Annotated in this window: 24 protein-coding genes, 1 tRNA gene and 1 pseudogene; 20 read left to right on the top strand and 6 right to left on the bottom strand. The window is 40.2% G+C overall.

Going from position 1 to position 25096, the window contains the following annotated elements:
• Positions 1-92: 92 nt before the first annotated feature.
• The 5 genes from gyrB to dnaA all read right to left on the bottom strand — a co-directional run bounded on the left by gyrB (position 93) and on the right by dnaA (position 6066).
• Positions 93-2009 carry a DNA topoisomerase (ATP-hydrolyzing) subunit B gene (gene gyrB / locus ACTNB3_RS14415; protein WP_441026450.1) on the bottom strand — a complete coding sequence of 639 codons (1917 nt, stop codon included), beginning with the start codon at positions 2007-2009 and terminating at the stop codon, positions 93-95.
• 10 nt (positions 2010-2019) lie between these two features.
• Positions 2020-3105: a DNA replication/repair protein RecF gene (recF, locus tag ACTNB3_RS14410; RefSeq protein WP_427819297.1), complete on the bottom strand. Its 1086-nt coding sequence runs from the start codon at positions 3103-3105 to the stop codon at positions 2020-2022.
• Positions 3106-3117: 12 nt separating this feature from the next.
• Positions 3118-3327, bottom strand: coding sequence for an RNA-binding S4 domain-containing protein (locus tag ACTNB3_RS14405; RefSeq protein WP_427807304.1), 210 nt, complete (start codon positions 3325-3327; stop codon positions 3118-3120).
• Positions 3328-3343: 16 nt separating this feature from the next.
• A complete protein-coding gene (dnaN, locus tag ACTNB3_RS14400; protein ID WP_441026448.1) occupies positions 3344-4453 on the bottom strand; it encodes a DNA polymerase III subunit beta in 1110 nt (369 codons plus the stop codon).
• Positions 4454-4647: 194 nt separating this feature from the next.
• Entirely contained in the window at positions 4648-6066 is a 1419-nt protein-coding gene (dnaA, locus tag ACTNB3_RS14395; protein ID WP_427819302.1) for a chromosomal replication initiator protein DnaA, read from the bottom strand.
• 397 nt (positions 6067-6463) lie between these two features.
• On the opposite strand from dnaA, the gene rpmH reads away from it, so the two are divergent.
• From rpmH to rsmG, 8 genes and pseudogenes are all read left to right on the top strand, one after another.
• On the top strand, positions 6464-6598 hold the full coding sequence (gene rpmH, locus ACTNB3_RS14390; RefSeq protein ID WP_427807301.1) for a 50S ribosomal protein L34: 135 nt from the start codon (positions 6464-6466) through the stop codon (positions 6596-6598).
• Positions 6599-6648: 50 nt separating this feature from the next.
• A pseudogene (rnpA, locus tag ACTNB3_RS14385) lies at positions 6649-6975 on the top strand (ribonuclease P protein component); the annotation flags it as partial.
• Positions 6976-7060: 85 nt separating this feature from the next.
• Entirely contained in the window at positions 7061-7306 is a 246-nt protein-coding gene (gene yidD, locus ACTNB3_RS14380) for a membrane protein insertion efficiency factor YidD (protein WP_427807339.1), read from the top strand.
• Positions 7307-7390: 84 nt separating this feature from the next.
• Positions 7391-8656, top strand: coding sequence for a membrane protein insertase YidC (yidC, locus tag ACTNB3_RS14375; protein ID WP_441026446.1), 1266 nt, complete (start codon positions 7391-7393; stop codon positions 8654-8656).
• A 12-nt stretch (positions 8657-8668) separates the two neighbouring features.
• Positions 8669-9628: an RNA-binding cell elongation regulator Jag/EloR gene (jag, locus tag ACTNB3_RS14370; protein ID WP_441026444.1), complete on the top strand. Its 960-nt coding sequence runs from the start codon at positions 8669-8671 to the stop codon at positions 9626-9628.
• Positions 9629-9760: 132 nt separating this feature from the next.
• Positions 9761-11140 (top strand): tRNA uridine-5-carboxymethylaminomethyl(34) synthesis GTPase MnmE, encoded by a 1380-nt coding sequence (gene mnmE, locus ACTNB3_RS14365; protein WP_427807296.1) that lies wholly within the window; start codon positions 9761-9763, stop codon positions 11138-11140.
• Positions 11106-12998 (top strand): tRNA uridine-5-carboxymethylaminomethyl(34) synthesis enzyme MnmG, encoded by a 1893-nt coding sequence (gene mnmG / locus ACTNB3_RS14360; protein WP_427807294.1) that lies wholly within the window; start codon positions 11106-11108, stop codon positions 12996-12998. The genes mnmE and mnmG overlap by 35 nt, the downstream gene beginning before the upstream one ends.
• 23 nt (positions 12999-13021) lie before the next feature.
• A complete protein-coding gene (gene rsmG / locus ACTNB3_RS14355) occupies positions 13022-13735 on the top strand; it encodes a 16S rRNA (guanine(527)-N(7))-methyltransferase RsmG (RefSeq protein ID WP_441026442.1) in 714 nt (237 codons plus the stop codon).
• A 62-nt stretch (positions 13736-13797) separates the two neighbouring features.
• Here rsmG and ACTNB3_RS14350 read toward each other — a convergent pair whose 3' ends face one another.
• Positions 13798-14745: an alpha/beta fold hydrolase gene (locus ACTNB3_RS14350; RefSeq protein ID WP_441026440.1), complete on the bottom strand. Its 948-nt coding sequence runs from the start codon at positions 14743-14745 to the stop codon at positions 13798-13800.
• Between the two features lie 287 nt (positions 14746-15032).
• On the opposite strand from ACTNB3_RS14350, the gene ACTNB3_RS14345 reads away from it, so the two are divergent.
• From ACTNB3_RS14345 to ACTNB3_RS14290, 12 genes are all read left to right on the top strand, one after another.
• A complete protein-coding gene (locus tag ACTNB3_RS14345; RefSeq protein ID WP_427807290.1) occupies positions 15033-15803 on the top strand; it encodes a ParA family protein in 771 nt (256 codons plus the stop codon).
• Entirely contained in the window at positions 15803-16711 is a 909-nt protein-coding gene (locus tag ACTNB3_RS14340; RefSeq protein ID WP_427807289.1) for a ParB/RepB/Spo0J family partition protein, read from the top strand. Before ACTNB3_RS14345 ends, ACTNB3_RS14340 begins: the two co-directional genes overlap by 1 nt.
• Positions 16712-16713: 2 nt before the next feature.
• Positions 16714-17250 carry a DUF4446 family protein gene (locus tag ACTNB3_RS14335; protein WP_427807288.1) on the top strand — a complete coding sequence of 179 codons (537 nt, stop codon included), beginning with the start codon at positions 16714-16716 and terminating at the stop codon, positions 17248-17250.
• A gap of 62 nt (positions 17251-17312) precedes the next feature.
• The gene (gene serS / locus ACTNB3_RS14330; RefSeq protein ID WP_427819309.1) at positions 17313-18593 is read left to right on the top strand and encodes a serine--tRNA ligase; all 1281 of its coding nucleotides are present in this window, start codon (positions 17313-17315) and stop codon (positions 18591-18593) included.
• Positions 18594-18617: 24 nt separating this feature from the next.
• Positions 18618-19493, top strand: coding sequence for a DUF3881 family protein (locus ACTNB3_RS14325; protein WP_427807285.1), 876 nt, complete (start codon positions 18618-18620; stop codon positions 19491-19493).
• A 476-nt stretch (positions 19494-19969) separates the two neighbouring features.
• A tRNA-Arg gene (locus ACTNB3_RS14320) sits at positions 19970-20046 on the top strand.
• An 826-nt stretch (positions 20047-20872) separates the two neighbouring features.
• Positions 20873-21775, top strand: coding sequence for a DUF6017 domain-containing protein (locus ACTNB3_RS14315; RefSeq protein ID WP_173876984.1), 903 nt, complete (start codon positions 20873-20875; stop codon positions 21773-21775).
• 41 nt (positions 21776-21816) lie between these two features.
• On the top strand, positions 21817-22644 hold the full coding sequence (locus ACTNB3_RS14310) for a ParA family protein (protein ID WP_087016727.1): 828 nt from the start codon (positions 21817-21819) through the stop codon (positions 22642-22644).
• A complete protein-coding gene (locus tag ACTNB3_RS14305; protein ID WP_087016725.1) occupies positions 22601-23503 on the top strand; it encodes a ParB/RepB/Spo0J family partition protein in 903 nt (300 codons plus the stop codon). The genes ACTNB3_RS14310 and ACTNB3_RS14305 overlap by 44 nt, the downstream gene beginning before the upstream one ends.
• Before the next feature lie 11 nt (positions 23504-23514).
• Positions 23515-24030, top strand: coding sequence for a hypothetical protein (locus ACTNB3_RS14300; RefSeq protein ID WP_087016723.1), 516 nt, complete (start codon positions 23515-23517; stop codon positions 24028-24030).
• 54 nt (positions 24031-24084) lie between these two features.
• The gene (locus tag ACTNB3_RS14295; RefSeq protein WP_173876985.1) at positions 24085-24726 is read left to right on the top strand and encodes a DUF3846 domain-containing protein; all 642 of its coding nucleotides are present in this window, start codon (positions 24085-24087) and stop codon (positions 24724-24726) included.
• Between the two features lie 9 nt (positions 24727-24735).
• On the top strand, positions 24736-25068 hold the full coding sequence (locus tag ACTNB3_RS14290) for a DUF5720 family protein (RefSeq protein ID WP_441026436.1): 333 nt from the start codon (positions 24736-24738) through the stop codon (positions 25066-25068).
• Positions 25069-25096: the final 28 nt, after the last annotated feature.

Here is a 25096-nt window from a genome sequence, read left to right as displayed (position 1 = left end):
CATTTGCAATGCCAACCTTGAAAGAAGAATAAGCCAATTTTCATGTGAACATGAAATTGTCTTTTTCTTCTTTCAGCTGCCGCTGCGAAATACTAGATATCCAGGTTTTTAACAAACTTCGCGTTTTCTTCGATGAATTCTCGTCTTGGTTCTACTTTGTCGCCCATGAGGGTAGTGAAGGTGAGGTCCAGTTCGGATGAGGTCTCATCGTCCATTGTTACTCGTTTCAGAATGCGGTGTTCGGGATCCATGGTTGTCTCCCAGAGCTGGTCGGCATCCATTTCTCCAAGACCTTTGTAACGCTGGATCTTATTATTGCTGTCTCGTCCGACTTCCTTCAAAATGGCATCTAACTCATCATCGCTGTATGCATACCATACTTTTTTATTCTTTTCAAGTTTAAATAACGGCGGCTGTGCCAGATATACATGTCCTTGTTTAATCAGTTCCGGCATAAAACGGTATAAAAATGTTAACAATAACGTACTGATATGAGCCCCGTCTACGTCGGCATCTGTCATAAGAATGATCTTGTTATAACGAAGCTTGGAAATATCAAAATCATCATGGATTCCGGTTCCGAACGCGGTGATCATTGCTTTGATCTCAGCGTTGGCATAGATTTTATCCAGCCTTGCCTTCTCGACGTTCAGGATTTTTCCACGGAGCGGAAGTATGGCCTGTGTTGCACGGTCACGCGCTGTTTTCGCGGAACCTCCCGCGGAATCTCCCTCTACGATATAGATTTCGCAGTTTGCAGGATCCTTGTCGGAGCAGTCTGCCAGTTTTCCCGGAAGAGACATTCCTTCCAGAGCTGATTTTCTTCTCGTCAGATCTCTCGCTTTTCTTGCCGCCTCACGCGCCCTCTGGGAAAGTACGGATTTTTCAATGATCGTCTTTCCGACCGAAGGATTTTGTTCCAGGAATATCTGAAGCTGAGTGCTGACAATACTGTCAACTGCACCTCTTGCCTCGCTGTTTCCGAGCTTCTGCTTCGTCTGTCCTTCAAACTGCGGATCTTCAATTTTGACACTGATGATCGCAGTCAGCCCTTCACGAATATCTTCCCCGGACAGATTCGGCTCACTGTCTTTTAATAATTTATTCTTTCTTGCATAATCGTTAAATGTTTTTGTCAGGGCATTTCTGAATCCTACCACATGCGTTCCGCCCTCCGGTGTGGTAATATTATTTACGAACCCGTAAGTATTGTCTGTGTAGGAATCGTTGTGCTGCATCGCAACTTCAACCTGAACATTATCCTTCGTTCCTTCGCAGTAGATAATCTGCTCATAGAGCGGTGTCTTGCTTCTGTTCAGATATTCTACAAATTCCTTGATTCCGCCTTCATAGTGGAACACTTTTTCTTTCGTTTCTTCGTCACGCAGATCGGTAAGGCTGATCTTCAGCCCTTTTGTAAGAAATGCCATCTCACGGAATCGCTGTTTTAATGTATCATAATCAAATACCGTATCTTCAAAGATCGTATCATCCGGAAGAAATGTGACTTTCGTTCCTGTTTTTGCCGGATCACATTCTCCGACTACTTTTAGTTTATAAATAACATGGCCTCTTTCATAGCGCTGTTTGTAAATCTTACCTTCAGAACAGATTTCTACTTCCAGCCAGTTTGACAATGCATTTACAACAGAAGCCCCTACTCCGTGAAGACCGCCGGATACCTTGTATCCTCCACCGCCGAACTTTCCGCCGGCATGCAGTACGGTAAATACGACTTCCACTGCCGGAAGTCCGGCTTTATGATTGATTCCTACCGGAATCCCACGTCCATTGTCAATGACGGTAATCGAATTATCCGGATTGATGAAAACCTGAATGTGATCACAATATCCTGCAAGCGCCTCATCTACTGAGTTGTCTACGATCTCGTATACAAGATGATGAAGCCCTCTGGTTGATGTACTTCCAATATACATTCCAGGTCTTTTTCTTACTGCTTCCAGCCCTTCCAATATCTGGATCTGGTCTGCCCCATATTCTGCACTCATACCTATCCTCCTAATTCTCGTTTGATACATGTCCGTTAAGAACATGAAATACTTTGTTTATTGAAAATCTGTGATTTACAAACTCATCCAGGCCTGTACAGGTGATCAGAGTCTGTATATCATGAATACTGTCTAATAAATAGTTTTGCCTGTGTTTATCGAGTTCAGACAAAACATCGTCAAGTAAAAGCACCGGAGTATCCCTTATAATCAGTTTTACCAGTTCAATTTCAGAAAGTTTGAGCGAAAGAGCCGCCGTTCTCTGCTGTCCCTGGGAACCAAATTTGCGGATATCCAGTTCTCCTGCCATGAAGCAGATATCGTCCCGATGCGGACCGGCAGAGGTGCTCTTTGTCCGGATATCCCTCTCTCTGTTTCTCTTAAGAGCAGCTTCCAGCGAATATGCACCGCATCCCGATTCATAGGAGAGGCATATTCTCTCTTTGCCACCCGTCAGCCTGTAATGTATCTCATCAATGATTTCATTTACTTCAGAAATAAACTTCTTTCTCCTGGCAATAATCTTATCTCCGTATGCGACCAGCTGCATATCCCAGACATCCAGAGTATCGATAAGCTCCGACTGATACACGGCATCTTTCAGAAGCTTATTTCTCTGATTGACGATCCGGTTATAATTTGCCAGATCCCGAAGATAGACTTTATCTAGCTGGGACAATTCCAGATCCATAAATCTTCTTCTTTCCGCCGGGCCGTTTTTGATAATATTCAGATCCTCCGGCGAAAAAAACACAAAATTCATCAGCCCAAAAAGCTCACTCGCTTTTCGGATCGGAACCTTATTGATCGCGATTCCTTTTGGACTGTTCTTCTTCAAATGCATATCGATCTGCCAGGGAACTTTGTTCTTCTCGATGATTGTCTCGATATGAGACTCCTCCTGTCCGAACCGGATCAAATCCCTATCTCTGGTTCCTCTGTGCGACTTTGTCGTACCGGAAAGGTACACAGCTTCCAGGATATTTGTCTTTCCCTGCGCATTGTCTCCGTAGAAAATATTGGTTGCCTTATCAAATTCAATATTCAGCAATTCATAATTTCTGTAATCTTTCAACTTCAATGATTTGATAATCATAGACACACCAACTTATTTTTCAATTTTAATATCTTCCCCATCGTAAGAAACCGTATCTCCATCGTACAGCTTCTTGCCACGTCTTGTATCTACCTCTCCATTTACCTTTACAAGACCGTCCATGATTACTTCTTTCGCTTCAATTCCGGAAGACACCAGTCCTGCAGCCTTCAGTGCCTGTCCAAGCTTGATATATTCTTCTCTCAACTTAATCGTATACATAGTTTCTCCTCTTGTCTTATGCCACGCCGCTGAAGTTCACCGGAAGAATCAGGTAAATATACGTTTCCTTTTCATCCTTAATGAAACATGGTGCCTTGGCATTCATAAAATATAGGTCAACCTCTTCGTCTTCAATCACTCTAAGAGCATCAATCAGGAATTTCGGATTGAATCCGATCAGAAGATCTCTTCCTTCTTTTGTAATCATAATTTCTTCATCCATGGTTCCAAGCTGTGATTTGATCTTCAGTTCCATGATTTCATCTGTGATATTAATAATTACCGGTTTTTTATCGCCTTCTTTTACAAGAAGCGTTGCACGGTCAATACAGTTCAAAAATTCTTTCTTGTTAATTCTCACTTTTGTTTCATAATCATTTGAGAGCATCTGATCAATTTTAAAATACTCACCTTCAATTAATCTGGAAACAACGACTGTCTGATCAAATTCGAAAACAATATGGTTATTTGTAAAATACAGATTTACTTCACTATCTACTTCTCCTGAAAGAATCTTACTTACTTCCATCAGTGTCTTTCCCGGAACAACAACCTTAAGCGGATCATAAGCTTTCTTAAGGGCAATCTTACGAATCGAAATACGATGTCCATCCAGAGAAACAACCTTCAGCATATCATCATGGATTTCAAAAAGTTCACCAGTCATTAATTTATTGCTGTCATTATCTGCAATAGAGAAAATAGTCTGTCTGATCACTTCTTTCAGAGTGAACTGGGAAATGATGACCGGTTCTTCTCTTTCGATATATGGAAGATAGGAGAAATCCTCTCCTGATTTGCCTGAAATATTAAATTTAGCTTTTTCACAGGTAATAAGTGTCTGCTGATTATCATCTGACTCAATTACAATATCATTATCGGGAAGCTTTCTTACAATATCGGAGAAAATTCTCGCATCCAGTGCGATCATTCCTTTTTGTTCGATATTTCCTTCTATGACAGTTTCAATACCCAGTTCCATATCATTTGCTGTGAGCTTGATAATGTTTGTTGTAGCATCTATTAAGATACATTCCAGAATTGGCATTGTTGTCTTGGTCGGCACAGCTTTTGATACAATACTGACTCCCTTTACAAGGTCAGCCTTCTGACATCTGATTTTCATAGTGTGTATAACTCCTTTCAACGAGCAATTATAAATAATATATATAAAAAATATCCGCCTTATCCTTATTAGGGGCTGTGGAAATGTGGGTAAGTACCTAAACCCCTTGAAAATCAAGCATTTCAGAAAAGGACAAGTCCGTTGACAGATTCAGAAAATGATGTTTATGAGGTTGGGAAAACTTTTTGAATGAATTATACCGGGTTGATCTTTTTCTTAATAATGTCGATAGTATTCCTCAAAGTTTCGTTCTTTTCCACATCATTTGCCACTTTATCCACACCATGATTCACAGTGGAGTGATCTCGTCCACCCAGAAGAAGTCCTATGGTTTTAAGTGGCGTATCCGTCATTTTACGGCATAAGTACATGGCAATCTGCCTTGCATTTGCAATTTCAGCATTCCTTTTGCTGCTTTTCAGGTCAGAAATCGGAATGTTAAAGTGTTCAGAAACGACATCAATAATAAGTTCAGGGGTTACTTCACGGTTCTCATTCGGTGAAATGAGGTCCTTTAATGCTTCGGCAGCCAGTTTGATGTCAATTTCTTTCTGATTATTATTGATCCGGTACAGAGCAATCAGTTTATTAAGAGAACCCTCAAGTTCCCGGATATTGGTTTTTATGTTGGTGGCTATATACTGAATAACTTCATTCGGTATATTGTAACGTTCCAGCTGGTCAATTTCGATTTTCTTATAAAGAATGGCCATACGTGTCTCATAATCCGGAGCGGAAATATCTGCAATCAATCCCCATTCAAAACGGGTTCGCAGACGGGCTTCGAGAGTCTCCATGTCTTTTGGAGGTTTATCACTCGAAATAATGATCTGCTTTCCGGCATTGTGTAAGTGATTGAATGTATGGAAAAATTCTTCCTGTGTACTTTCTTTTCCTATAATAAACTGTACATCGTCAATCAGAAGTACATCATTATTACGGTACTTGTCCCTGAAAGCAGTCATTGCAAGTTCATTTCCTGTTTTACCAATTCGGATCGCATCGATCAGTTCGTTGGTAAATGTCTCACTGGTTACATAAAGCACCTTTTTGGAAGGATCCTTCTCCAGAATATAATGAGCAACTGAATGCATCAAATGCGTTTTTCCCAATCCTACACCTCCGTAAAGGAAGAGAGGATTGTAGACTTCTCCCGGTGATTCGGCTACCGCAAGGGAAGCAGCATGGGCGAAATTATTGTTTCCGCCGACAACGAACGTATCAAAGGTATATTTCGGATTGAGATTCGCCTGCTCGGAAATGTTATTAATTCTTTTGTTTTTTGGTTTTGATTTTGGTTCTTCCTGTCGGGAATTCAGATTATTTTCCATTTTATAGAATGCCATCTCAGAATCAGGAATATCTTTTGGAATAAATTTAATATCATATTCCACACCGGTTACTTCAGCAATACATACTTTGAGCGGAAGAAGATACTTATTCTGTATATGTTCAATGCTGGCCTTGAAGTTGATGGACAAATACAAAGTATCTCCTACGATGTCATATACTTCAAGGGGTCTGATCCATGTTTCAAAGGATATATTTGATAAGAAGTATTCTACCTTCAGTTTTTGAATAATCTCTTCCCATTTTTCTTTTACAGTATCCATCTTAGTTAAAACTCCATTTCAGCGTATAGTCGGTCAGATTATGTCAAAATCTATTTACAATAAGAAGAAAACATGTCTTCAAAGATAAAATTGCATAATCATACATATATATTCTACATTAAAATTCCTATATAATCAATGAAAAATAAGTAGGGAAAACTTTTCAACATGAGAAAATCGCTTAAATACGCGTTATTTTATGTTAAAAAAATATCCATACACAGGTTATCAACCATTTTCCACATAGTTATCAACAAAATGGGGATAAAGTTGATGATAAAATAACCGTGTTTTTCTTGACTTTACAAGCTTTTTTGTCTATAATCAAAAATGATGTCTTAAAAAGTTTATAATCTAATATTTTAATAGGGAGTAATCGGATAGGAGGTGGATATCAATGAAAATGACATTCCAGCCAAAAAAACGTTCAAGATCTAAAGTTCATGGATTCAGAGCAAGAATGGCTACAGCAGGTGGAAGAAAAGTTCTTGCAGCAAGAAGAGCAAAAGGAAGAAAAGTATTATCAGCTTAGGCCGCAGACATGTGGCCTTTTCTTCTACAAAAAAACAGGGGAAGAAGCGTATGAAATTTTCAGAATCACTGAAAAAAAACAAAGATTTCCAGGTAGTTTACCGTAGAGGAAAGTCTTATGGCAACCGGTATCTCGTTATGTATGTGCTGAAGAATGATCTTGGAAAGAACCGGGTCGGAATATCGGTCAGCAAAAAAGTCGGAAATAGTATTGTAAGACATCATTTAACCCGACTGATAAGAGAGAGTTACAGGCTGCATGAGGACATGTTCCAATGTGGATATGATTTTGTAATTATCGCAAGAGTGTCAGCGAAAGAAAAATCGTACAGAGAGATTGAAAGCGCACTCATCCACTTGGGAAAACTTCATAATATTGTTTGCGTGAAGCAGGACATTTGTAAAAATGAACAGCAGAAAGGCGAACCCGGACCGGATCATGCCGGTTCAGCATATCAGGAAGATGGATGTGCAAAAGGCACGGAGAGATGAAAAATTGAAGAGATTATTACTATTTTTAATTCGTTTTTACAGAAAATATTTGTCTCCATTAAAGACAAGATATCATTGTATTTATGTTCCAACCTGTTCCGAATATGCGTTGGAGGCAATTGAAAAATATGGAGCGCTTAAAGGCGGTTTGCTTGCAGCCTGGAGAATACTCCGGTGCAATCCGTTTGCGAAGGGCGGATATGATCCTGTGCCTTAATGATTTGCTGCCCAGTTTCGGGGCAGAAGACCTTCATTTTCCAATCAAAGTAAAAGGTCTTTAGAAAATTATGGAGGAAAAAATATGACAGGTTTTGTAATGACACAGGTCAGCACGCCGATTATCGGACAGGCTGCCTGGCTGCTCGGTAAAGTTATGGATGGAATTTACCGGGTAATGAATGGAGTCTTCGGTATACAGAACATTGGTATCTGTATCATTCTTTTGACAGTCGTTATTTACACACTGATGATTCCGCTTACGATTAAACAGCAGAAGTTTTCGAAGATGTCTGCTGCAATGAACCCTGAAATTCAGAAGATCCAGAAAAAGTATCAGGGCAAGAAAGACCAGGCTTCCATGGAGAAAATGCAGGAAGAGACACAGCTGGTCTATGAAAAATATGGAGTATCCCCTACAAGCGGATGTCTCCCGATGTTTATCCAGTTCCCGTTCCTCTGGGCAATGTGGTATGTAATTCGTGGTATACCTGCTTATGTAAGTCAGGTAAAAGATGTCTATACTCCGTTGATTGAAGGAATTACATCTACAAACGGATGGCAGAAAATAATGGAATCCATCGGTGAAGCAAAACCGATTCTGATGGATCCGTCAAAATACGATTATTCGAATACGAACATCCTGATTGATGTTTTATACAAATTCCAGTCTTCCACATGGGAAACTTTGAAAGAAGGATTCCCGGCTCTGCAGTCAACAATTGAATCTACAATGGCACAACTCGAAAAGATGAACAACTTTTTGGGACTGAACATTGCAGAAGCTCCTTTGAACCTGATTAAAGACGGATTCTCAGCCGGAGCATTCGGAATTGTGATCGCAGCACTTATGATTCCGATTCTTGCTGGTCTGACCCAGTATCTGAGTGTGAAGATGGTACCTCAGAACAATGGCAATACTGATCAGGAGAACCAGGTTGCCACAACCATGAAGACCATGAACATCACGATGCCTCTGCTTTCTGTATTTATGTGTTTCACGATGCCGACCGGTCTTGGTCTTTACTGGATCACCAGTGCGGTAGTACGTATGGTTCAGCAGTTCTTTATCAATAAACATCTGAGCAAAATGCCGATGGATGAACTGATCGAACAGAATATGGAAAAAGCGGCTAAAAAACGTGAGAATAAGAAGAAAGTTGAATCACAGTATGTGAATGAAATGGCACAGAAAAAGGGACGCAAGATTGAAAAGAGCAGAAGTGCCGAAGAAGAGAAGGCTTTGGAAGCAAAACTTGAAAATGCAAGAAAACTGAATGAAAATGCGAAAGAGGGAAGTCTTGCATCAAAAGCAAATATGGTCAAGAAGTTCAATGAAAGCAATAAATAGGGGGTAATGATGATGAAAGAAATTACAGTTTCGGCAAAAACATTAGATGATGCAATCACAGAAGCTTCCATTCAGCTGGGGGTTTCAAGTGACCAGATGGAATATGATGTCATCGAAAAAGGAAGTACAGGATTTTTCGGAATCGGAAGCAAACAGGCAGTCATCAAAGCCCGACTTAAAAAAGAAAAAGCAGAGCAGGAAGAGACCATTTCTGTATCAGAAATTTTTGAATCTAAGCCGGAAGTAAAAGAAGAACAGAAATCTGAAGTTAAGAATGAAGTTAAAAATGAGATAAAGAATGACTTCAAGAAAGAAAACCGTAAAGATTTCAAAAAAGATCCCAAGAAAGAGAATAATAAGGATTACAAAAAAGAATATAAAAAAGATTCAAAAAAAGAGTACAAGAAAGATTTTAAGAAAGAGTATAAGAAAGAAACAGCAGATCCTGTTCAGGAAGAGAAGAAAGAAGTATCGCGGCCGGAGCGCAAAGAAATCGAAATTGCAGTGGTTACAGAAGAAACCAAAAAGATCTGTGAAGATTTCCTGCGTGATGTATTAAAGGCAATGGGAATGGGTGAAGTAGAATTTACTTCGGTAGTAGATGAAGACGGAGCACTTGCCATTGAAATGAAGGGTGACGATATGGGAATCCTGATCGGAAAACGCGGTCAGACACTGGATTCTCTTCAGTATCTTACAAATCGTGTTGCGAATAAGTCACAGGAAGGTTATGTAAGAGTAAAACTTGATACCGAAGACTACAGAAGAAGAAGAAAACAGACACTTGAAAATCTGGCAAAGAATATCGCATATAAGGTAAAACGTACCAGAAAGCCGGTATCTCTGGAGCCGATGAATCCATATGAAAGAAGAATCATTCATTCTGCACTTCAGAATGACGACAGAGTGTCAACACACAGCGAAGGAGAAGAGCCATACAGAAGAGTTGTGGTAACTCCAAACAGGCGATAATCAATGAGAGCCGTTTCCTGGAAAAGGAAACGGCTCTTTTTAAATATTTTATTCAACCAAGAGTTATACGAAGCTTGCGATTTGGCGCAAGATATCTTACAATGTTCTAATAGGGAAAATGGAGGGTCAGTTATGGGATTTCGAACAGATACGATTGCTGCGATTTCAACCGCGATGACAAATTCCGGAATTGGAATCGTAAGAATCAGTGGTGAAGATGCATTTGATGTGATAGATAAGATTTATAAAGGAAAGAAAGATAAAATCCTGTCCGAACAGAAAAGTCATACGATTCATTATGGATACATTATGGATGGAGATGATACAATTGATGAGGTGCTGGTACTTCTGATGAGAGGACCACATAGCTATACAGGAGAAGATACGGTAGAAATTGATTGTCATGGCGGTGTATTTGTTACGAAAAAGATATTGGAAACGGTGATTAAATACGGCGCACGCCCTGCAGAACCCGGTGAATTTTCAAAGAGAGCATTCTTGAACGGAAGAATGGATCTGTCTCAGGCCGAAGCAGTGATTGACATTATCAATTCCAAGAATGAATACGCATTGAAAAGTTCTGTCAACCAGTTAAAAGGTTCGGTTCATAAGAAAATAAAAGAGATAAGAGAAGAAATTCTATATCATACTGCATTCATTGAAACTGCCCTGGACGACCCTGAGCATATCAGCGTAGATGGGTATGGGGATAAATTAAGAGGTGTTGTGGATAAGCTGATGGCAGAGATTAAGAAGTTGCTTGACACTGTGGATAATGGGAGAATAATCCGAGAGGGAATAAAGACGGTAATAGTAGGAAAGCCCAATGCAGGAAAATCTTCTCTGTTAAATACTCTGCTTGGTGAAGAAAGAGCTATCGTAACAGACATAGCCGGTACGACCCGGGATGTATTGGAAGAGAATATACAGCTCCAGGGCGTATCTTTAAATATTATGGATACTGCAGGAATACGGCATACGGAAGATATTGTAGAAAAAATCGGTGTGGATAAGGCACGTGCAAATGCAGAAGAAGCGGATTTGATTATTTATGTTGTGGATTCTTCGATTCCGTTAGATGAAAATGATTTTGAAATTATCAACATGATTCGGGAAAAACGTGCTATTATATTGCTGAATAAGACGGACTTATCCACAGTTGTTGATAAAGATGAGTTGAAAAAGTGGATAACTAAGCCGATGATTGAAATATCTGCAAAAGAAGAGACTGGAATTCATGAGTTGGAATCCACATTGAAAGAAATGTTTTATCACGGAGAGTTATCTTTTAATGATGAAATTTATATTACCAATGCCAGACATAAAGCAGCTTTAAATGATGCTTATCAGAGTCTGGGAAAAGTAATGGACAGCATAGAGAATCAAATGCCGGAGGATTTTTTTACCATTGATCTTATGGATGCATATGAATCTTTGGGAAGCATTACCGGTGAAACGATAGGAGAAGATTTGGTAAATGAAATATTCAGCAAATTCTGTATGGGAAAATAAAGATCAATATGATGTTGTTGTAGTCGGTGCAGGACATGCAGGATGTGAGGCCGCTCTGGCATCAGCGAGACTTGGACTTCGGACGATTGTATTTACGGTCAGCGTGGAAAGCATTGCCATGATGCCTTGTAACCCGAATATAGGAGGAACCTCAAAGGGACATCTTGTACGTGAGCTCGATGCACTCGGCGGTGAGATGGGAAAAACGATCGACAAGACATTTATACAGTCGAAAATGTTAAATAAATCCAAGGGACCGGCTGTTCATTCCCTTCGTGCACAGGCTGATAAGAAGAATTACAGCAACACGATGAGAAGAACTTTGGAAAATCAGGAAAACCTGGAAGTAAAACAAGGCGAAGTGGTAAATATTCTTGTGGAAAACGGTCAGGTTACCGGAATACAGACATATTCCGGTGCAATTTACCATTGTAAAGCGGTTGTATTGTGTACCGGAACGTATCTGAAAGCAAGATGTATTTACGGTGATGTAAGCATGCATACCGGTCCGAATGGGCTTCAGGCAGCAAATTATCTGACAGATTGTCTGAAAGATCTAGGAATAGAAATGTATCGGTTCAAAACAGGTACTCCTGCCAGAATCGATAAAAGAAGTATTGATTTCAGTAAAATGGAAGAGCAGTTTGGTGATGAAAGAGTTGTTCCTTTTTCTTTTACAACAAATCCGGAGGATGTGCAGATTGACCAGGTATCCTGCTGGCTCACTTACACAAATGAGAAGACACACGAGATTATTCGTGAAAATTTGGATCGGTCACCACTATATTCTGGAATGATAGAAGGAACAGGACCAAGATATTGTCCTTCTATTGAAGATAAAGTTGTCAAATTTGCCGATAAGAGCCGTCATCAGGTTTTCATTGAACCAGAAGGATTGGACACCAATGAAATGTATGTCGGAGGAATGTCAAGTTCTCTTCCTGAAGATGTACAGTATGCTATGTATCGGAGTGTGCCGGGACTTGAAAATGTCAAAATTGTTCGAAATGCATATGCAATTGAGTATGATTGCATAGATGCCAGACAATTATACCCGACGTTGGAGTTTAAAAAGATACGAGGATTATTCAGCGGAGGACAGTTTAACGGAAGTTCCGGGTATGAAGAGGCTGCTGCGCAGGGGTTGATTGCAGGTATAAATGCTGCGAGAGAGGTTCTGGGAAAAGAACAGATTACCATTGATCGTTCTCAGGCATATATTGGTGTACTAATTGATGATCTTGTGACGAAAGAGAGCCATGAACCTTATCGTATGATGACATCCAGGGCAGAATACAGACTTTTGTTAAGACAGGATAACGCTGATCAGAGATTAACCAAAATAGGACACGAAATAGGGTTGATATCTGACGAGAGATATCAGAAGTTTGTGGAAAAAGAGAAAATTATTTCAGAAGAAATTGAGAGACTGAAGCATGTAAATGTGGGAACATCTGAAAAAGTACAGGACCTTCTTGAAAAGTATGGAAGTACACCGCTTACATCCGGATCAACACTTGCTGAATTGATAAGAAGACCGGAACTGAATTATCAGTTGCTTGAACCGATTGATGAGCAAAGACCGGAAAAATTCAGTCAGGAAATCATCGATCAGATTGATATTAATATCAAATACGAAGGATATATAAGCCGACAGATGAAGCAGGTAGAACAGTTCAAAAAACTTGAAACAAGAAAAATTCCGGATGATATCGATTATGATGCTGTGCCCAGTTTAAGAATTGAAGCTGTACAAAAGCTGAAACAGTATAAGCCGGTTTCGATTGGACAGGCTTCCAGAATTTCCGGCGTTTCTCCGGCAGATATATCGGTTCTTCTTGTATATCTGGGACATTAGAATAAAACATAAAAGAGGCGGTTATGAGTAAAATATTTGAACAAAAATTAAATGAAATGGGAATACAATTGAGTGAGAGACAATATCAGCAATTTAATAATTATTTTGAATTACTGATCGAGTGGAACAAAGTCATGAATCTGACTGGAATCACTGAGTATGAAGAAGTGAATGAAAAGCATTTTGTAGATAGTCTCTCTATCGTGAAAGCAGTTGATATAGGAAGTATTGAAACCGTAATGGATGTAGGAACCGGAGCTGGCTTTCCCGGCATTCCTTTAAAGATTGCTTTCCCACATTTGAAAGTAACACTTTTGGATTCATTGAATAAAAGAATTAAATTTCTGGATACAGTTATATCGGAATTAAAATTAGAAGATATCCACACAATTCATGGACGTGCAGAAGATTATGCACGAAAAGAAGAGTATAGAGAAAATTTTGATCTGGTTGTTTCCAGAGCAGTAGCAAATTTATCCACATTATCAGAGTATTGTCTTCCATATGTCAAGACAGGTGGATTATTTATTCCATATAAATCCGGCGAAATTGAGGAAGAAGTAAAGAATGCAGAAACTGCATTGAAGATTCTGGGCGGAAAGAAAAGAAAAACCGTAAAATTTCAGCTTCCCGGAAGCGATATAGGAAGAACGCTTCTGGTTGTTGAAAAAATAAAATTTACCGGAAAAAAATTTCCGAGAAAAGCAGGTCTACCTGCAAAAGAACCATTGAAGTAATAGAAAACCCGTGTATATTGCGCAATATATGAAGATGCAGTATACACGGGTTTTCTTTTGGATTATATGAGAAAAATGTTAATTTGCTCCATGAATGCTTCCGGTTTTTCAAGCTGTGGAAGGAACTTTGTTTCCGGAATGGAAATGGTTTCAATAGCAGGAACATATTTTTGATATTGTTCTGCAGTTTCTATTTGTTCCGGATTGCCCTCGCCTGTTATGATATACATACTATTTGTAATATTCTTGATGCAGTGAAGAATATTCGCATTTGTATATCTCCCTTTTATACTGGCAAAAAGATATTTAGAATGACTGCTGTCTAAATGGGCAGATTCATAATAAGCTTTCACAGACATATTGTTTATTTCTTCTATATTATAATAATAATCTGTCTGAAAGATTTCTTCAATATATTTTTCAGATTGAAGAATATTATATAATAGCGTTCCTAATATAGGAATCTGAATCAACCATTTCAAAAATACGGTTCTCTTTGTCGGTGATTTTGCTAAATCTGACAGAGAAGTAGGATTTACCATAATAATTCGGTTGATCATTTCTTCGCTTGTATTACATGCCATAACGGCAATAGACGACGAAGATCCGGTTGCAATCACATCTGTCTTTTCGTTAATTACATGTTTCACAAAATCATTTAGCATCTGAACATACAAATAATTTGTATAAGTAATATTCGGCTTATCTGAACGTCCACATCCAAGTAAATCAATTGTGTAAACCGTATGATTTTCAGCCAGCTTTCCGACACAGCGTTTCCATTCATATCCGGAACTGTGTGAATTCAAATCATGAATAAGAAGGAGTGGTGAACCTGTTCCTTGTTTCTTATAATATATTTTTCCAAAACGCCATTCATAAAAATTACCTTCCGCGTTGTTAAGAAGATTATCAATTGTAGCAATATAATATGTAATTCTATTGATTAAATGCATTGTAAGAGTGACCAATGTAGTAAGAATGGCAATGATGCTTATTTTTTTCTTCAATGTATTATCATTCCTTTCTGCTTTTAAATTGAATATATTATATCATATTTTGGTTAGTGTTGGAAGTGTTTATCATTGATATTCAGTATGTTTCACGTGAAACATTTCACATATAAATAATCGGTGGTTCTAAATAGACAAATGTTTCACGTGAAACATTTGTCTATTTATGAATTATGCTAAAATCATGTTTCACGTGAAACATTTGGTAGATTTACGAGAAAAATGGTGATACAATATGATTGTAACAAATTATATAATTTGTTATGGAAAGGGGTATTATTTTAATGGGAAGAATAATTGCAGTTGCAAATCAGAAGGGTGGAGTAGGAAAAACCACAACAGCTATTAATCTTTCTTCTTGTCTTGCTGCTAAAGGGCAAAAAGTTCTTGCGGTTGATATGGATCCACAAGGTAATATGACCAGCGGACTTAGTGTTGATAAGGACGAAGTTGAGTATACTGTATATGATTTAATTATTGGAGAAGCAGATATTGAACAGGTACTCCAAAAAAATGTTTTTGATAATTTAGATGTGCTTCCAACAAATATTGATTTATCCGGTGCTGAAATAGAACTGATTGATGCCGAAAATAAAGAGTATATTCTTCGAGATGAAATATTTAAGATAAAAGATAACTACGATTTTATTATTATAGACTGTCCACCGTCACTTAGTATGCTGACAATCAATGCTATGACGACTGCGGATACGGTTCTTGTACCAATACAGTGCGAATATTATGCACTTGAAGGTTTAAGTCAGTTGATGAAAACAATTGAGCTGGTAAAATCACGTCTGAATGAACGCTTGGAAATGGAAGGCGTAGTATTTACTATGTACGATGCCAGAACAAATCTATCGCTTCAGGTGGTAGAGAATGTTAAAGATAATCTGAATCAGACGATTTATAAAACTATTATACCGAGAAATATTCGTTTGGCAGAGGCTCCCAGTCATGGATTACCTATCAATTTTTATGATCCAAAATCGACGGGTGCTGAGAGCTATATGTTATTAGCAGACGAAGTGATTCATAAAGGAGAAGATGAATAATGGCGGTGAAAAGAAGTGGACTTGGAAAAGGCCTTGACAGTCTGATTCCCGATAATAAATCATCTAAAATGGTAAAAAAAACGGTAGAAGCGCCGAAAACACCTGAAAATGTCTCGGGACAGATAATGATGAAAATTAATGAGGTTGAACCAAATCGTGAACAGCCCAGAAAAAATTTCGAAGAAGATGCATTACTAGAATTAGCAGATTCAATAAAACAATTTGGTGTATTACAACCTTTAATTGTACAAAAGAAAAAAGATTACTATGAGATCATAGCCGGTGAACGCAGATGGAGAGCAGCAAAACTGGCAGGAGTAAAAGAAATTCCTGTAATTATTAAAGAATATACGGATCAGGAAATTGTGGAAATCTCACTAATTGAAAATATTCAGCGGGAAAATCTAAATCCAATTGAAGAAGCAATGGCTTTTAAAAAGCTTTTGACAGAATTTCATTTGAAACAGGATGAAGTGGCTGAACGTGTATCAAAGAGCAGAACTGCTGTGACGAATTCCATGCGTCTGTTGAAATTAAGTGATAAAGTTCAGCAGATGATCGTAGATGATATGATTTCTACAGGACATGCCCGTGCACTTTTGGCAATTGATGATCCGGAGCAACAATATATACTTGCGAATAAGATTTTTGATGAAAAACTAAGCGTTCGAGAGACGGAAAAGCTGGTTAAGGATATCAAAAATCCTAAAAAGGAAAAACCTAAAAAAGAAATCCAGAATTCATTTGTATATGAGAATCTGGAAGAAAGAATGAAGAGTGTCATTGGCACGAAGGTTCATGTAAATCATAAACCAAATGGAAAAGGTAAAATTGAAATAGAATATTATTCAGATTCAGAATTAGAACGTATATTCGAACTTCTGATGTCGATACGCGAAGGAGAATAAGAATGGAAAGTAAGATTTTAGCTGCCATAGGTATTGATCCGGCGTTTATATTTATTTTTCTACTCGTATTGATTGTGATTCTATTTTTTATGGTTGTCAATGTAAATATGAAATATAAACGTCTGAAAAGCAGTTATTCCTCATTTATGCGAGGACGCGACGGAAAAAATCTGGAACAGAGTATCCTTGAAAAATTCGATGAACTGGATGAAATCACAGAAATTGCAAAAAAGAACCGGACAGATATCAAAGAATTATTCCGTGAAATGCAGAACAATTACCAGAAAGTAGGCATTGTAAAATATGATGCTTTCAATGAAATGGGAGGAAAACTCAGCTTTGCATTGACTCTTCTCGATGGAAATAACAGTGGCTGGGTTATCAATGCAATGCACAGCAGAGAAGGATGCTACACTTATATAAAAGAAATTGTCCGCGGCGAAAGTTACATTGAACTTGCAGAGGAAGAAGCTGAATCCTTAGAACAGGCTATTTATCAGGAAGTATATGATCCGGATGTGCAGTCTGTGATGAAATAAAAAAGAAAAAGATGTTTATTTTACAGAAAAAAAGGAAACTTTAAGAGAGAAGGAGAAACATTATGTTAGACATCAAATTTGTAAGAATGAACCCGGAAGTAGTAAAAGAAAATATTCGAAAGAAATTTCAGGATGAAAAACTTCCGTTAGTTGATGAAGTAATTGAACTTGATAAGAAAAACCGTGAAATCAAGCAGGAAGTAGAAGCACTTCGCGCTGAAAGAAATAAAATCTCAAAACAGATCGGTGCATGCATGGCTCAGGGCAAAAAAGAAGAAGCAGAAGAACTGAAAAAACAGGTACAAGCAAACGCAGAACGTGTAGAATCACTGTCTCAGGAAGAAAAAGAAGTAGAAGCAAAAATCAAACAGGACATGATGATTATTCCGAATATTATTGATCCGTCCGTACCGATCGGAAAAGATGACAGCGAAAACGTAGAAATCGAAAAATTCGGTGAACCGGTTGTTCCGGATTTTGAGATTCCGTATCACACAGAAATTATGGAAAAATTCAACGGTATCGATCTTGAAAGTGCAGGAAAAGTAGCAGGAAACGGATTCTACTATCTGATGGGAGATATTGCAAGACTTCACTCTGCAGTGATTTCTTACGCACGTGATTTCATGATCGACCGCGGATTTACTTACTGCGTACCGCCATTTATGATCCGCAGCAACGTAGTAACAGGTGTTATGAGCTTTGCTGAGATGGATTCCATGATGTATAAGATCGAAGGAGAAGATTTATACCTGATCGGAACCAGTGAACACTCCATGATCGGTAAATTTATCGACACAATGCTTGAAGAGGATAAACTTCCACAGACACTTACTTCTTATTCACCGTGTTTCCGTAAAGAAAAAGGTGCACACGGAATCGAAGAACGTGGTGTATACAGAATACATCAGTTTGAAAAACAGGAAATGATCGTCGTATGTAAGCCGGAAGACAGTAAAATCTGGTATGATAAACTGTGGCAGAATACAGTAGATCTGTTCCGTTCTCTGGATATTCCGGTACGTACACTGGAATGCTGCTCCGGAGACCTTGCAGACTTGAAAGTAAAATCCTGTGACGTAGAAGCATGGTCACCAAGACAGAAGAAATATTTTGAAGTAGGAAGCTGTTCAAACCTTGGAGATGCGCAGGCAAGACGTCTCGGCATCCGCGTAAAAGGAAATGACGGAAGCAAATATTTCGCTCATACACTGAACAATACCGTAGTAGCTCCTCCGAGAATGCTGATTGCCTTCCTTGAAAATAATCTTCAGGCTGATGGTTCTGTCAGAATTCCGGAAGTACTTCGTCCATACATGGGTGGAAAGACAGAAATCAGATAATCAATACAATGAATGAGGTAAATTGTGCATAAATATTTAAAAGCAATTGGATTTCAAAACGTAACTTCCGAAAAAGAATGGAATCGTATATTAATCCAGTCCGAAGAAGAGTTTACCGATTATCAAAGAATTTCATTGGAAGAAGAACTTGATTTTGGTGAACTTCGTAAAGAATACGGAATGGGTATAGGAATCTATTCATACGGACAGATTGATGAATATGAGACTTATACACGTGAGTATTACCTGCCGTATTTTGAAGGAAACGGAATTACCTCCTACGCAGATATAATTGTAGAAAAAAGAAGCGACAAAGAAGCATATATCGGAATATGCGAAGATGTGAAAGTCGGGGTCAGCCTGATTTTCCATCTTCAAAACGGAATCGAGTACCGGAAAGAACTGATGGCAGGAAGAATTCCGAAAAATTCCACATCCGTCACACTCTCCGGACTCGCAGTTTCCGGAACGATCCTGTTTCCTGTTATGAAAAGCAAAGAACAGGAACAGGAAATCCGCGAAGAGTCCCGAAACAGAATGATGCTTCTTAGCGCAGCAAGAGAAGGAGATTCCAAAGCAATCGAAAGTCTGACCATGGAAGATATGGATCTGTATTCGCAAGTTTCCAGAAGAGTTCAGACAGAAGATATATACAGTATTGTAGATACATATTTTATGCCATGCGGTGTAGAATGTGACCAGTATTCGATCCTGGGAGAAATTCTGGATATTGATACGGTAGAAAATAAACTGACAAAAGAAGAAATCTATGTATTTACGGTCGATGTCAATGAGCTTCGATTCGATATCTGCGTACCGGTAAAATCGGTGCTCGGTGAACCGGCGATCGGGCGAAGAATTAAGGCAGATATATGGCTTCAGGGGAAGATTAATTTGTAACTGTTCAGAGCCAAGCAGATTTGTCAAAAAAGGGCGATGAATGCTTGCATTCGTGAACACTTTTTTGTACAAATCTATTTGGCGGATACGCCACATTGAGAAAATACGAAGTGTTTTCGAGGTTGGCTCTGAACAGTTCATTAATTTTAAAAATAAAGCAGGCTGGGCTGATGTCGAAGATGACAGTTCAGGCTGTGAAAATGAAGAATGTTAGGAGTGATTGACGGGAGAGAGGAGTAATTTCTAGGTTGACAAAATGGAATTTGAAAGGTATCATTATATGTGTTCAGCTGAATTGATGATGGAATAAGATGTGTGAATTCGGTTGGGGAATGGTGGAAATTAAATAGTGGGTTCTCTTAGTTAAATGGATATAACAAGTGCCTCCTAAGGTTACGTTACAACGCTCACCTTGGAAAAACCTAAGTTGGGAGCTGAGTCCGATAATTACGGAGGCTGACAAAAAAATTAAATACGTCCCAATAGCTCAGTTGGATAGAGCACACGCCTCCTAAGCGTGGGGTCGGAGGTTCAAGTCCTCTTTGGGACGCCAGCTAACAACGCCGAAAGCCTTTGTTTTCAAGGGTTTTCGGCTTTTTTTAACAAATTCCAGTGTGATTGCTGATACGAAATAATGTTTTCAAATTTTACTTCAAATTCTGATTTTTGACAAGCCCTAAAAAATCGAACTGCTGTGATAAGACAAAAATTTCTGCTAATCATTAGCAGAAAAAGGGCCGTTTTTGCTAATGAAAAGGCCCTTCCAGCTAATTAGGCGAAAAATCGTGCTAAAAACCTTGCTAATACAAAAGGCGGATGTTCCGAGTGCTAAGCCGTTATAAGAAATAAAATTGAATATTACCATGTACATAGAGCGTCTATTTGCCCCTGTATCGGGGATGGATAGACGCTCTTTTTTTATGCCCAAAATTCATGGGTAAATCTGAAAGATTGGAGGTTTGATTTTTGAGTAAGATCTTCTATTCCCCAGACAAGCCAAACGACTGCTGTTACTGCCATTTCTGGAAAAACAATAAAACGGGCTGCTGTCTGAGCGAAGAAAATTGTTACTACTTAATCTCCGTACCCCCAAAGCCGAAGTCGGAATGTGAAGGTTGTCCTTATGGGCGGGATCATCCCTGCATCGGCTGGTGTACCAGGAAGATTATGAAGGAAGTGGGGGTGCGTTGATATGTATGAGTATGAACGCAATCGCCGTGACAAGCCAAAATGCTGCAAAGACTGCGAGTATTATCAACCCCGATGGAAGTACCGCTTCTGCTTTTTTGTCCGATGTCCGTACAAGCTGAAGGATACGACTTTCCGCAGAACCCCTCTGAAAAAAGAGTATTTCCCGCAGAAAGAGGTGGTGAGGATGAGTGACGTATGATTATTTCTATGGTCAGCAAGCGGAGATGTTCACATTCTACCGTGTTCCAAAGGTGTTGTTCACCGAGGAGTGTTTTTGGAATGTATCAACCGATGCCAAGCTGCTTTACGGTATTCTGCTTGACCGCATGAACCTCTCAGCCCGGAACAATTGGCTGGACGAGGAAGGCCGTGTCTATATCATCTTCACGATTGAAGAAATCAAAGGAGCGTTAGGCTGTGCCGAAAAGAAAGCGGTGAAGCTGCTGGATGAGCTGGAAAAGAAATGCGGTTTGATAGAACGCAAGCGACAGGGACTGGGGAAACCGAACCTGATCTATGTAAAGGACTTCATTTCCGGTTCTGTGGAAAGACAATTCTTGAATTGTCAAAAGGACAATTCTGGAGTTGTCAAAAACACAATTCAGGAACTGTCAAAAGCACAAGGTAATAATACTGATACTAAATATATTGATTTGAGTGATACTGATCCTTTCTTTCCTTCCGGTTTTTGTGGAAAGGAAGCCGATGGGACTGACGAATTTACCCGATATTATCAGTATTTTTATGAACAGCTTTCCATGGACTATCTGAAACAGGATTATCCGTATGACCATGAGATACTCGATCTGATACTGCATCTGATTGTTGAGGTCATGTGCAGTAACCGCAAGCAAATCCGGATTGCCAGTGATGATAAGCCCATTGAAATTGTCAAAAGCAGTTTTATGAAGCTGGATTCTGAACATATCAGATTTGTATTGAGTTCTTTCAAAGAGAACACAACCGATGTTCGCAATATCAAGCAGTATCTACTTGCTTCGATATACAACGCCCCCTACACCATAAGCGCCCACTATGACGCAAAGGTCAGGCATGATATGGCCTCGGGGAAACTTGGAGGGAGGTGGTAATCAATGCAGTATACACAGAATAGAAAGCGAGGTGAAGATATTTGTCGAAAAAAGCAACCGTCATTGCCGTAGTCAACCAGAAAGGCGGCACAGGCAAGACCACAACCACGGAAAATTTGGGTGTGGGACTGGCAATGGAGGGCAAAAAGGTTTTGTTGGTAGACACAGATCCACAGGCTTCTTTAACAGTCAGTCTGGGAAATCCGTACCCGGATACCTTATCTCCCACCCTTTCCGACATGATGGGAAAGATTATGATGGAAAAGCCGATTGTCCCCGGCGAAGGCATTCTTCATCACCCGGAAGGTGTGGACTTGATGCCTGCCAATATTGAACTGTCAGGCTTAGAGGTTTCCCTGGTCAATGCCATGAGCCGGGAGACCATTCTCCGTCAGTACCTGGATACGGTCAAGCAGAATTATGACTACATTCTTCTGGACTGTATGCCCTCTTTGGGTATGCTGACAGTCAATGCGTTGGCAGCTGCCGACAATGTGCTGATCCCTGTTCAGGCGGCATATCTTCCTGCAAAGGGCTTGGAACAGCTGCTGGAAACCATCAACAAGGTCAGACGACAAATCAACCCAAAATTGAAAATCGAGGGTATTCTTCTGACGATGGTGGACAGCAGAACCAATTATTCCAAGGACATCAGCAATCTGATCCGGGAAAGTTATGGAGGAAAGCTGAAAGTCTACAAGACAGACATTCCACGTTCTGTTCGTGCAGAGGAAATCAGTGCCGAAGGAGCCAGTATCTTTAAGCACGATCCCAAAGGCAAAGTCGCTGATGCCTACCGGGTTCTGACAAAGGAGGTGTTAAAAAATGCAGAAAAAAGGCGCAAACATCAGCTTGAAGGGGTACGATGATATTTTCTCTACCGACCAGTCACGAGCTGAAGCCCAGCAGGAACGAGTGCAGGAAATCCCGCTTTCCGATTTACACCCCTTTGAAGGACATCCCTTCCGGGTGGTAGATGATGAGGAAATGTTGAAAACAGCTGAGAGTGTTCGAGAATTTGGGGTTCTTACACCTGCTATTGTTCGTCCTGACCCTGATGGTGGTTATGAGATCATTTCCGGTCACAGGAGACATCGTGCATCTGAGCTTGCCGGGAAAGAAACCATGCCTGCTATTGTCCGTGATATGGACGATGATGCAGCCATCATCTTGATGGTTGATTCCAACTTGCAGAGAGAAACCCTTTTACCGAGTGAACGTGCATTTGCCTACCGAATGAAATTAGATGCAATAAAGCATCAAGGGCAAACTTGTGGACAAGTTGGCCACAAGTCAAGAGATGCACTGTCTGATTCGGATAGCGGCAGACAGATTCAGCGGTATATCCGTCTGACAGAGCTTATTCCTGAAATTCTGGATATGGTGGATAACGGTCAGATTAAATTCAATCCTGCCGTGGAGCTTTCCTATCTCGCAAGAGAAGAACAGCAGGATTTTCTTTCTGCTATGGACTTTGCCCAGGCTGCGCCTTCTCTTTCACAGGCACAGAGAATCAAAAAACTGGCACAGGAGGGCGAGTGTACGCTGGACGCTATGTGCGAGATTATGAATGAGGTCAAAAAGGGCGAGCTGGACAGGGTGACATTCAAAACGGACTCCTTGCGGAAATACTTTCCGAAGTCCTATACCAGCAAGCAGATGGAGGATAAAATCATTCAGCTGCTGGAACAGTGGCAGAAGAAACGAGAGAAATCTATGGAAAGGTAAGGTGAATCCCGATGTTTAACGAAAGAGAAATGAGCAAAGCAATCGACTGGCTGTTTGAGCTGTTTTCTCCCGAAGATTATGAGGGGTATGATGAAGATGAGATCGGCTATGCCGGTGGTTTGTGTCTGCCGGAGGTTTGCACCGCATTGAGAGGTGCGGCACAGACGGTATATCAGTATTCCGTAGCCGGTGGCTATGAGAAATGCTTCAATTACCGTGGCATGGAACTGTTTGACCAGCGTGCCTGCCTCATTATTTCCGATGTGGAACAGGCGGTTTTAGATGAAATCAAAACCACCTATGAAACCGAACTGTGGCTTATGGAAGATATGAATTTTGCCATTGTCCGCTGTGTGTCAATGCTGATCGGGTCTGATGATACCGGCTATGTGACGGAGTACCGGGCTTTCAAAAAGATTTTGAAAAGTGCGGAGGATTTGTTCTTTTCCCCGGAGGAACTGATCGAGGAACTGGAATCTATGTGTGTCCCCCAGTGGGAACATGAAGCGACTATTTATGAACTGTAACAGGTTCATGGATAGCCGCTTTTCTTATATCTGAGGAAATGGAGGTATCGAAGTTTGAAGGAATACGATGTAAAGATCACCGAGACACTGGAAAAGACGGTAACGGTGGAAGCCAAGTCCCGTGCTGATGCAGAAGAACAGGTCAGATCAGCCTACTACAATTCCGAGTACATTCTGGACTCCGAGAACTTTACCGGCGTCGAGTTTGGCACTACGGAGGAACGTGAAATTCAGCAGGAACAGGCTGAGACAATGACGGTTCTTCTGGTAAAGCCCCACATGTATCCCCAGCAGGTTCAGATCGGCTGCGATTTGGAGGATTTGCAGAAAGCTGTCGGTGGCGACATTGAAGCTGTTTACCCTTTTAATGAGCCTGTCGCATTGGTGATGCACGATGAGGGAAAAATCATGGGGAAAGACCTGAATCGTGCGCTGCGGGACGGAGACGGCGAGATCTACGACATCATCGCCGGTGACTTTCTGGTTGTCGGTTTGGGCGAGGAGGATTTTTCTTCCCTTTCCCCGGAGCTGATGAAGCAGTTTGAGGAACACTTCCATCAGCCTGAAACCTTCGTCCGCATGGGGCGCAGTATCATGGCTTTGCCGTTGCCCGATGATATGGTCAAAAAAGAAGATGCGCCTATCAAGGCTGACCCCACCCCACGCAAGAGCAGCCCTGATCGAGATGCGCTGTAAGGAGGCATCATGGAAAGAAGCTCAACGATTGCAGAGCTGATGGAACGCCGCAGGATACAGGCAGGAGCCAAGGAGTATCAGGGACACACCTATATGGACCTGGCAAGATTCGATGAAGCCACAAAGCACATGATTATCTTTGATGTGCTGACCAATGAATCTCCTGTTGGCTGGAAAGGTGAAAGAAACCGTCTGTATCTGAGTGAAGCCGGGTATCAGAAAGCTCTGGACAACCAGAAAGTCGGGAACATCAAGATTATGCAGTTTGCGCCCTCTGGCGGTCGCAAATGCGTTTTTCAACGGCCGCTATGCGGAGCAGAACGGCCGCTCGTATTTAGTTGATTGTTGATAAGTTATCGTATGTTTATCT

The organism is Bariatricus sp. HCP28S3_D3 (assembly GCF_052065755.1).
GTDB lineage: Bacteria > Bacillota > Clostridia > Lachnospirales > Lachnospiraceae > Allocoprococcus.
The sequence above is the reverse complement of the archived record's forward strand: the minus strand, read 5'-3'. Positions and strand labels throughout refer to the sequence as shown.

Excerpts from the sequence above, each read along its gene's own strand:
- gyrB (WP_441026450.1), bottom strand. The coding sequence starts at position 2,009 with ATGAGTGCAGAATATGGGGCAGACCAGATCCAGATATTGGAAGGGCTG.
- recF (WP_427819297.1), bottom strand. The coding sequence starts at position 3,105 with ATGATTATCAAATCATTGAAGTTGAAAGATTACAGAAATTATGAATTG.
- ACTNB3_RS14405 (WP_427807304.1), bottom strand. The coding sequence starts at position 3,327 with ATGTATACGATTAAGTTGAGAGAAGAATATATCAAGCTTGGACAGGCA.
- dnaN (WP_441026448.1), bottom strand. The coding sequence starts at position 4,453 with ATGAAAATCAGATGTCAGAAGGCTGACCTTGTAAAGGGAGTCAGTATT.
- dnaA (WP_427819302.1), bottom strand. The coding sequence starts at position 6,066 with ATGGATACTGTAAAAGAAAAATGGGAAGAGATTATTCAAAAACTGAAG.
- rpmH (WP_427807301.1), top strand. The coding sequence starts at position 6,464 with ATGAAAATGACATTCCAGCCAAAAAAACGTTCAAGATCTAAAGTTCAT.
- yidD (WP_427807339.1), top strand. The coding sequence starts at position 7,061 with ATGGATGTGCAAAAGGCACGGAGAGATGAAAAATTGAAGAGATTATTA.
- yidC (WP_441026446.1), top strand. The coding sequence starts at position 7,391 with ATGACAGGTTTTGTAATGACACAGGTCAGCACGCCGATTATCGGACAG.
- jag (WP_441026444.1), top strand. The coding sequence starts at position 8,669 with ATGAAAGAAATTACAGTTTCGGCAAAAACATTAGATGATGCAATCACA.
- mnmE (WP_427807296.1), top strand. The coding sequence starts at position 9,761 with ATGGGATTTCGAACAGATACGATTGCTGCGATTTCAACCGCGATGACA.
- mnmG (WP_427807294.1), top strand. The coding sequence starts at position 11,106 with ATGAAATATTCAGCAAATTCTGTATGGGAAAATAAAGATCAATATGAT.
- rsmG (WP_441026442.1), top strand. The coding sequence starts at position 13,022 with ATGAGTAAAATATTTGAACAAAAATTAAATGAAATGGGAATACAATTG.
- ACTNB3_RS14345 (WP_427807290.1), top strand. The coding sequence starts at position 15,033 with ATGGGAAGAATAATTGCAGTTGCAAATCAGAAGGGTGGAGTAGGAAAA.
- ACTNB3_RS14340 (WP_427807289.1), top strand. The coding sequence starts at position 15,803 with ATGGCGGTGAAAAGAAGTGGACTTGGAAAAGGCCTTGACAGTCTGATT.
- ACTNB3_RS14335 (WP_427807288.1), top strand. The coding sequence starts at position 16,714 with ATGGAAAGTAAGATTTTAGCTGCCATAGGTATTGATCCGGCGTTTATA.
- serS (WP_427819309.1), top strand. The coding sequence starts at position 17,313 with ATGTTAGACATCAAATTTGTAAGAATGAACCCGGAAGTAGTAAAAGAA.
- ACTNB3_RS14305 (WP_087016725.1), top strand. The coding sequence starts at position 22,601 with ATGCAGAAAAAAGGCGCAAACATCAGCTTGAAGGGGTACGATGATATT.
- ACTNB3_RS14300 (WP_087016723.1), top strand. The coding sequence starts at position 23,515 with ATGTTTAACGAAAGAGAAATGAGCAAAGCAATCGACTGGCTGTTTGAG.
- ACTNB3_RS14290 (WP_441026436.1), top strand. The coding sequence starts at position 24,736 with ATGGAAAGAAGCTCAACGATTGCAGAGCTGATGGAACGCCGCAGGATA.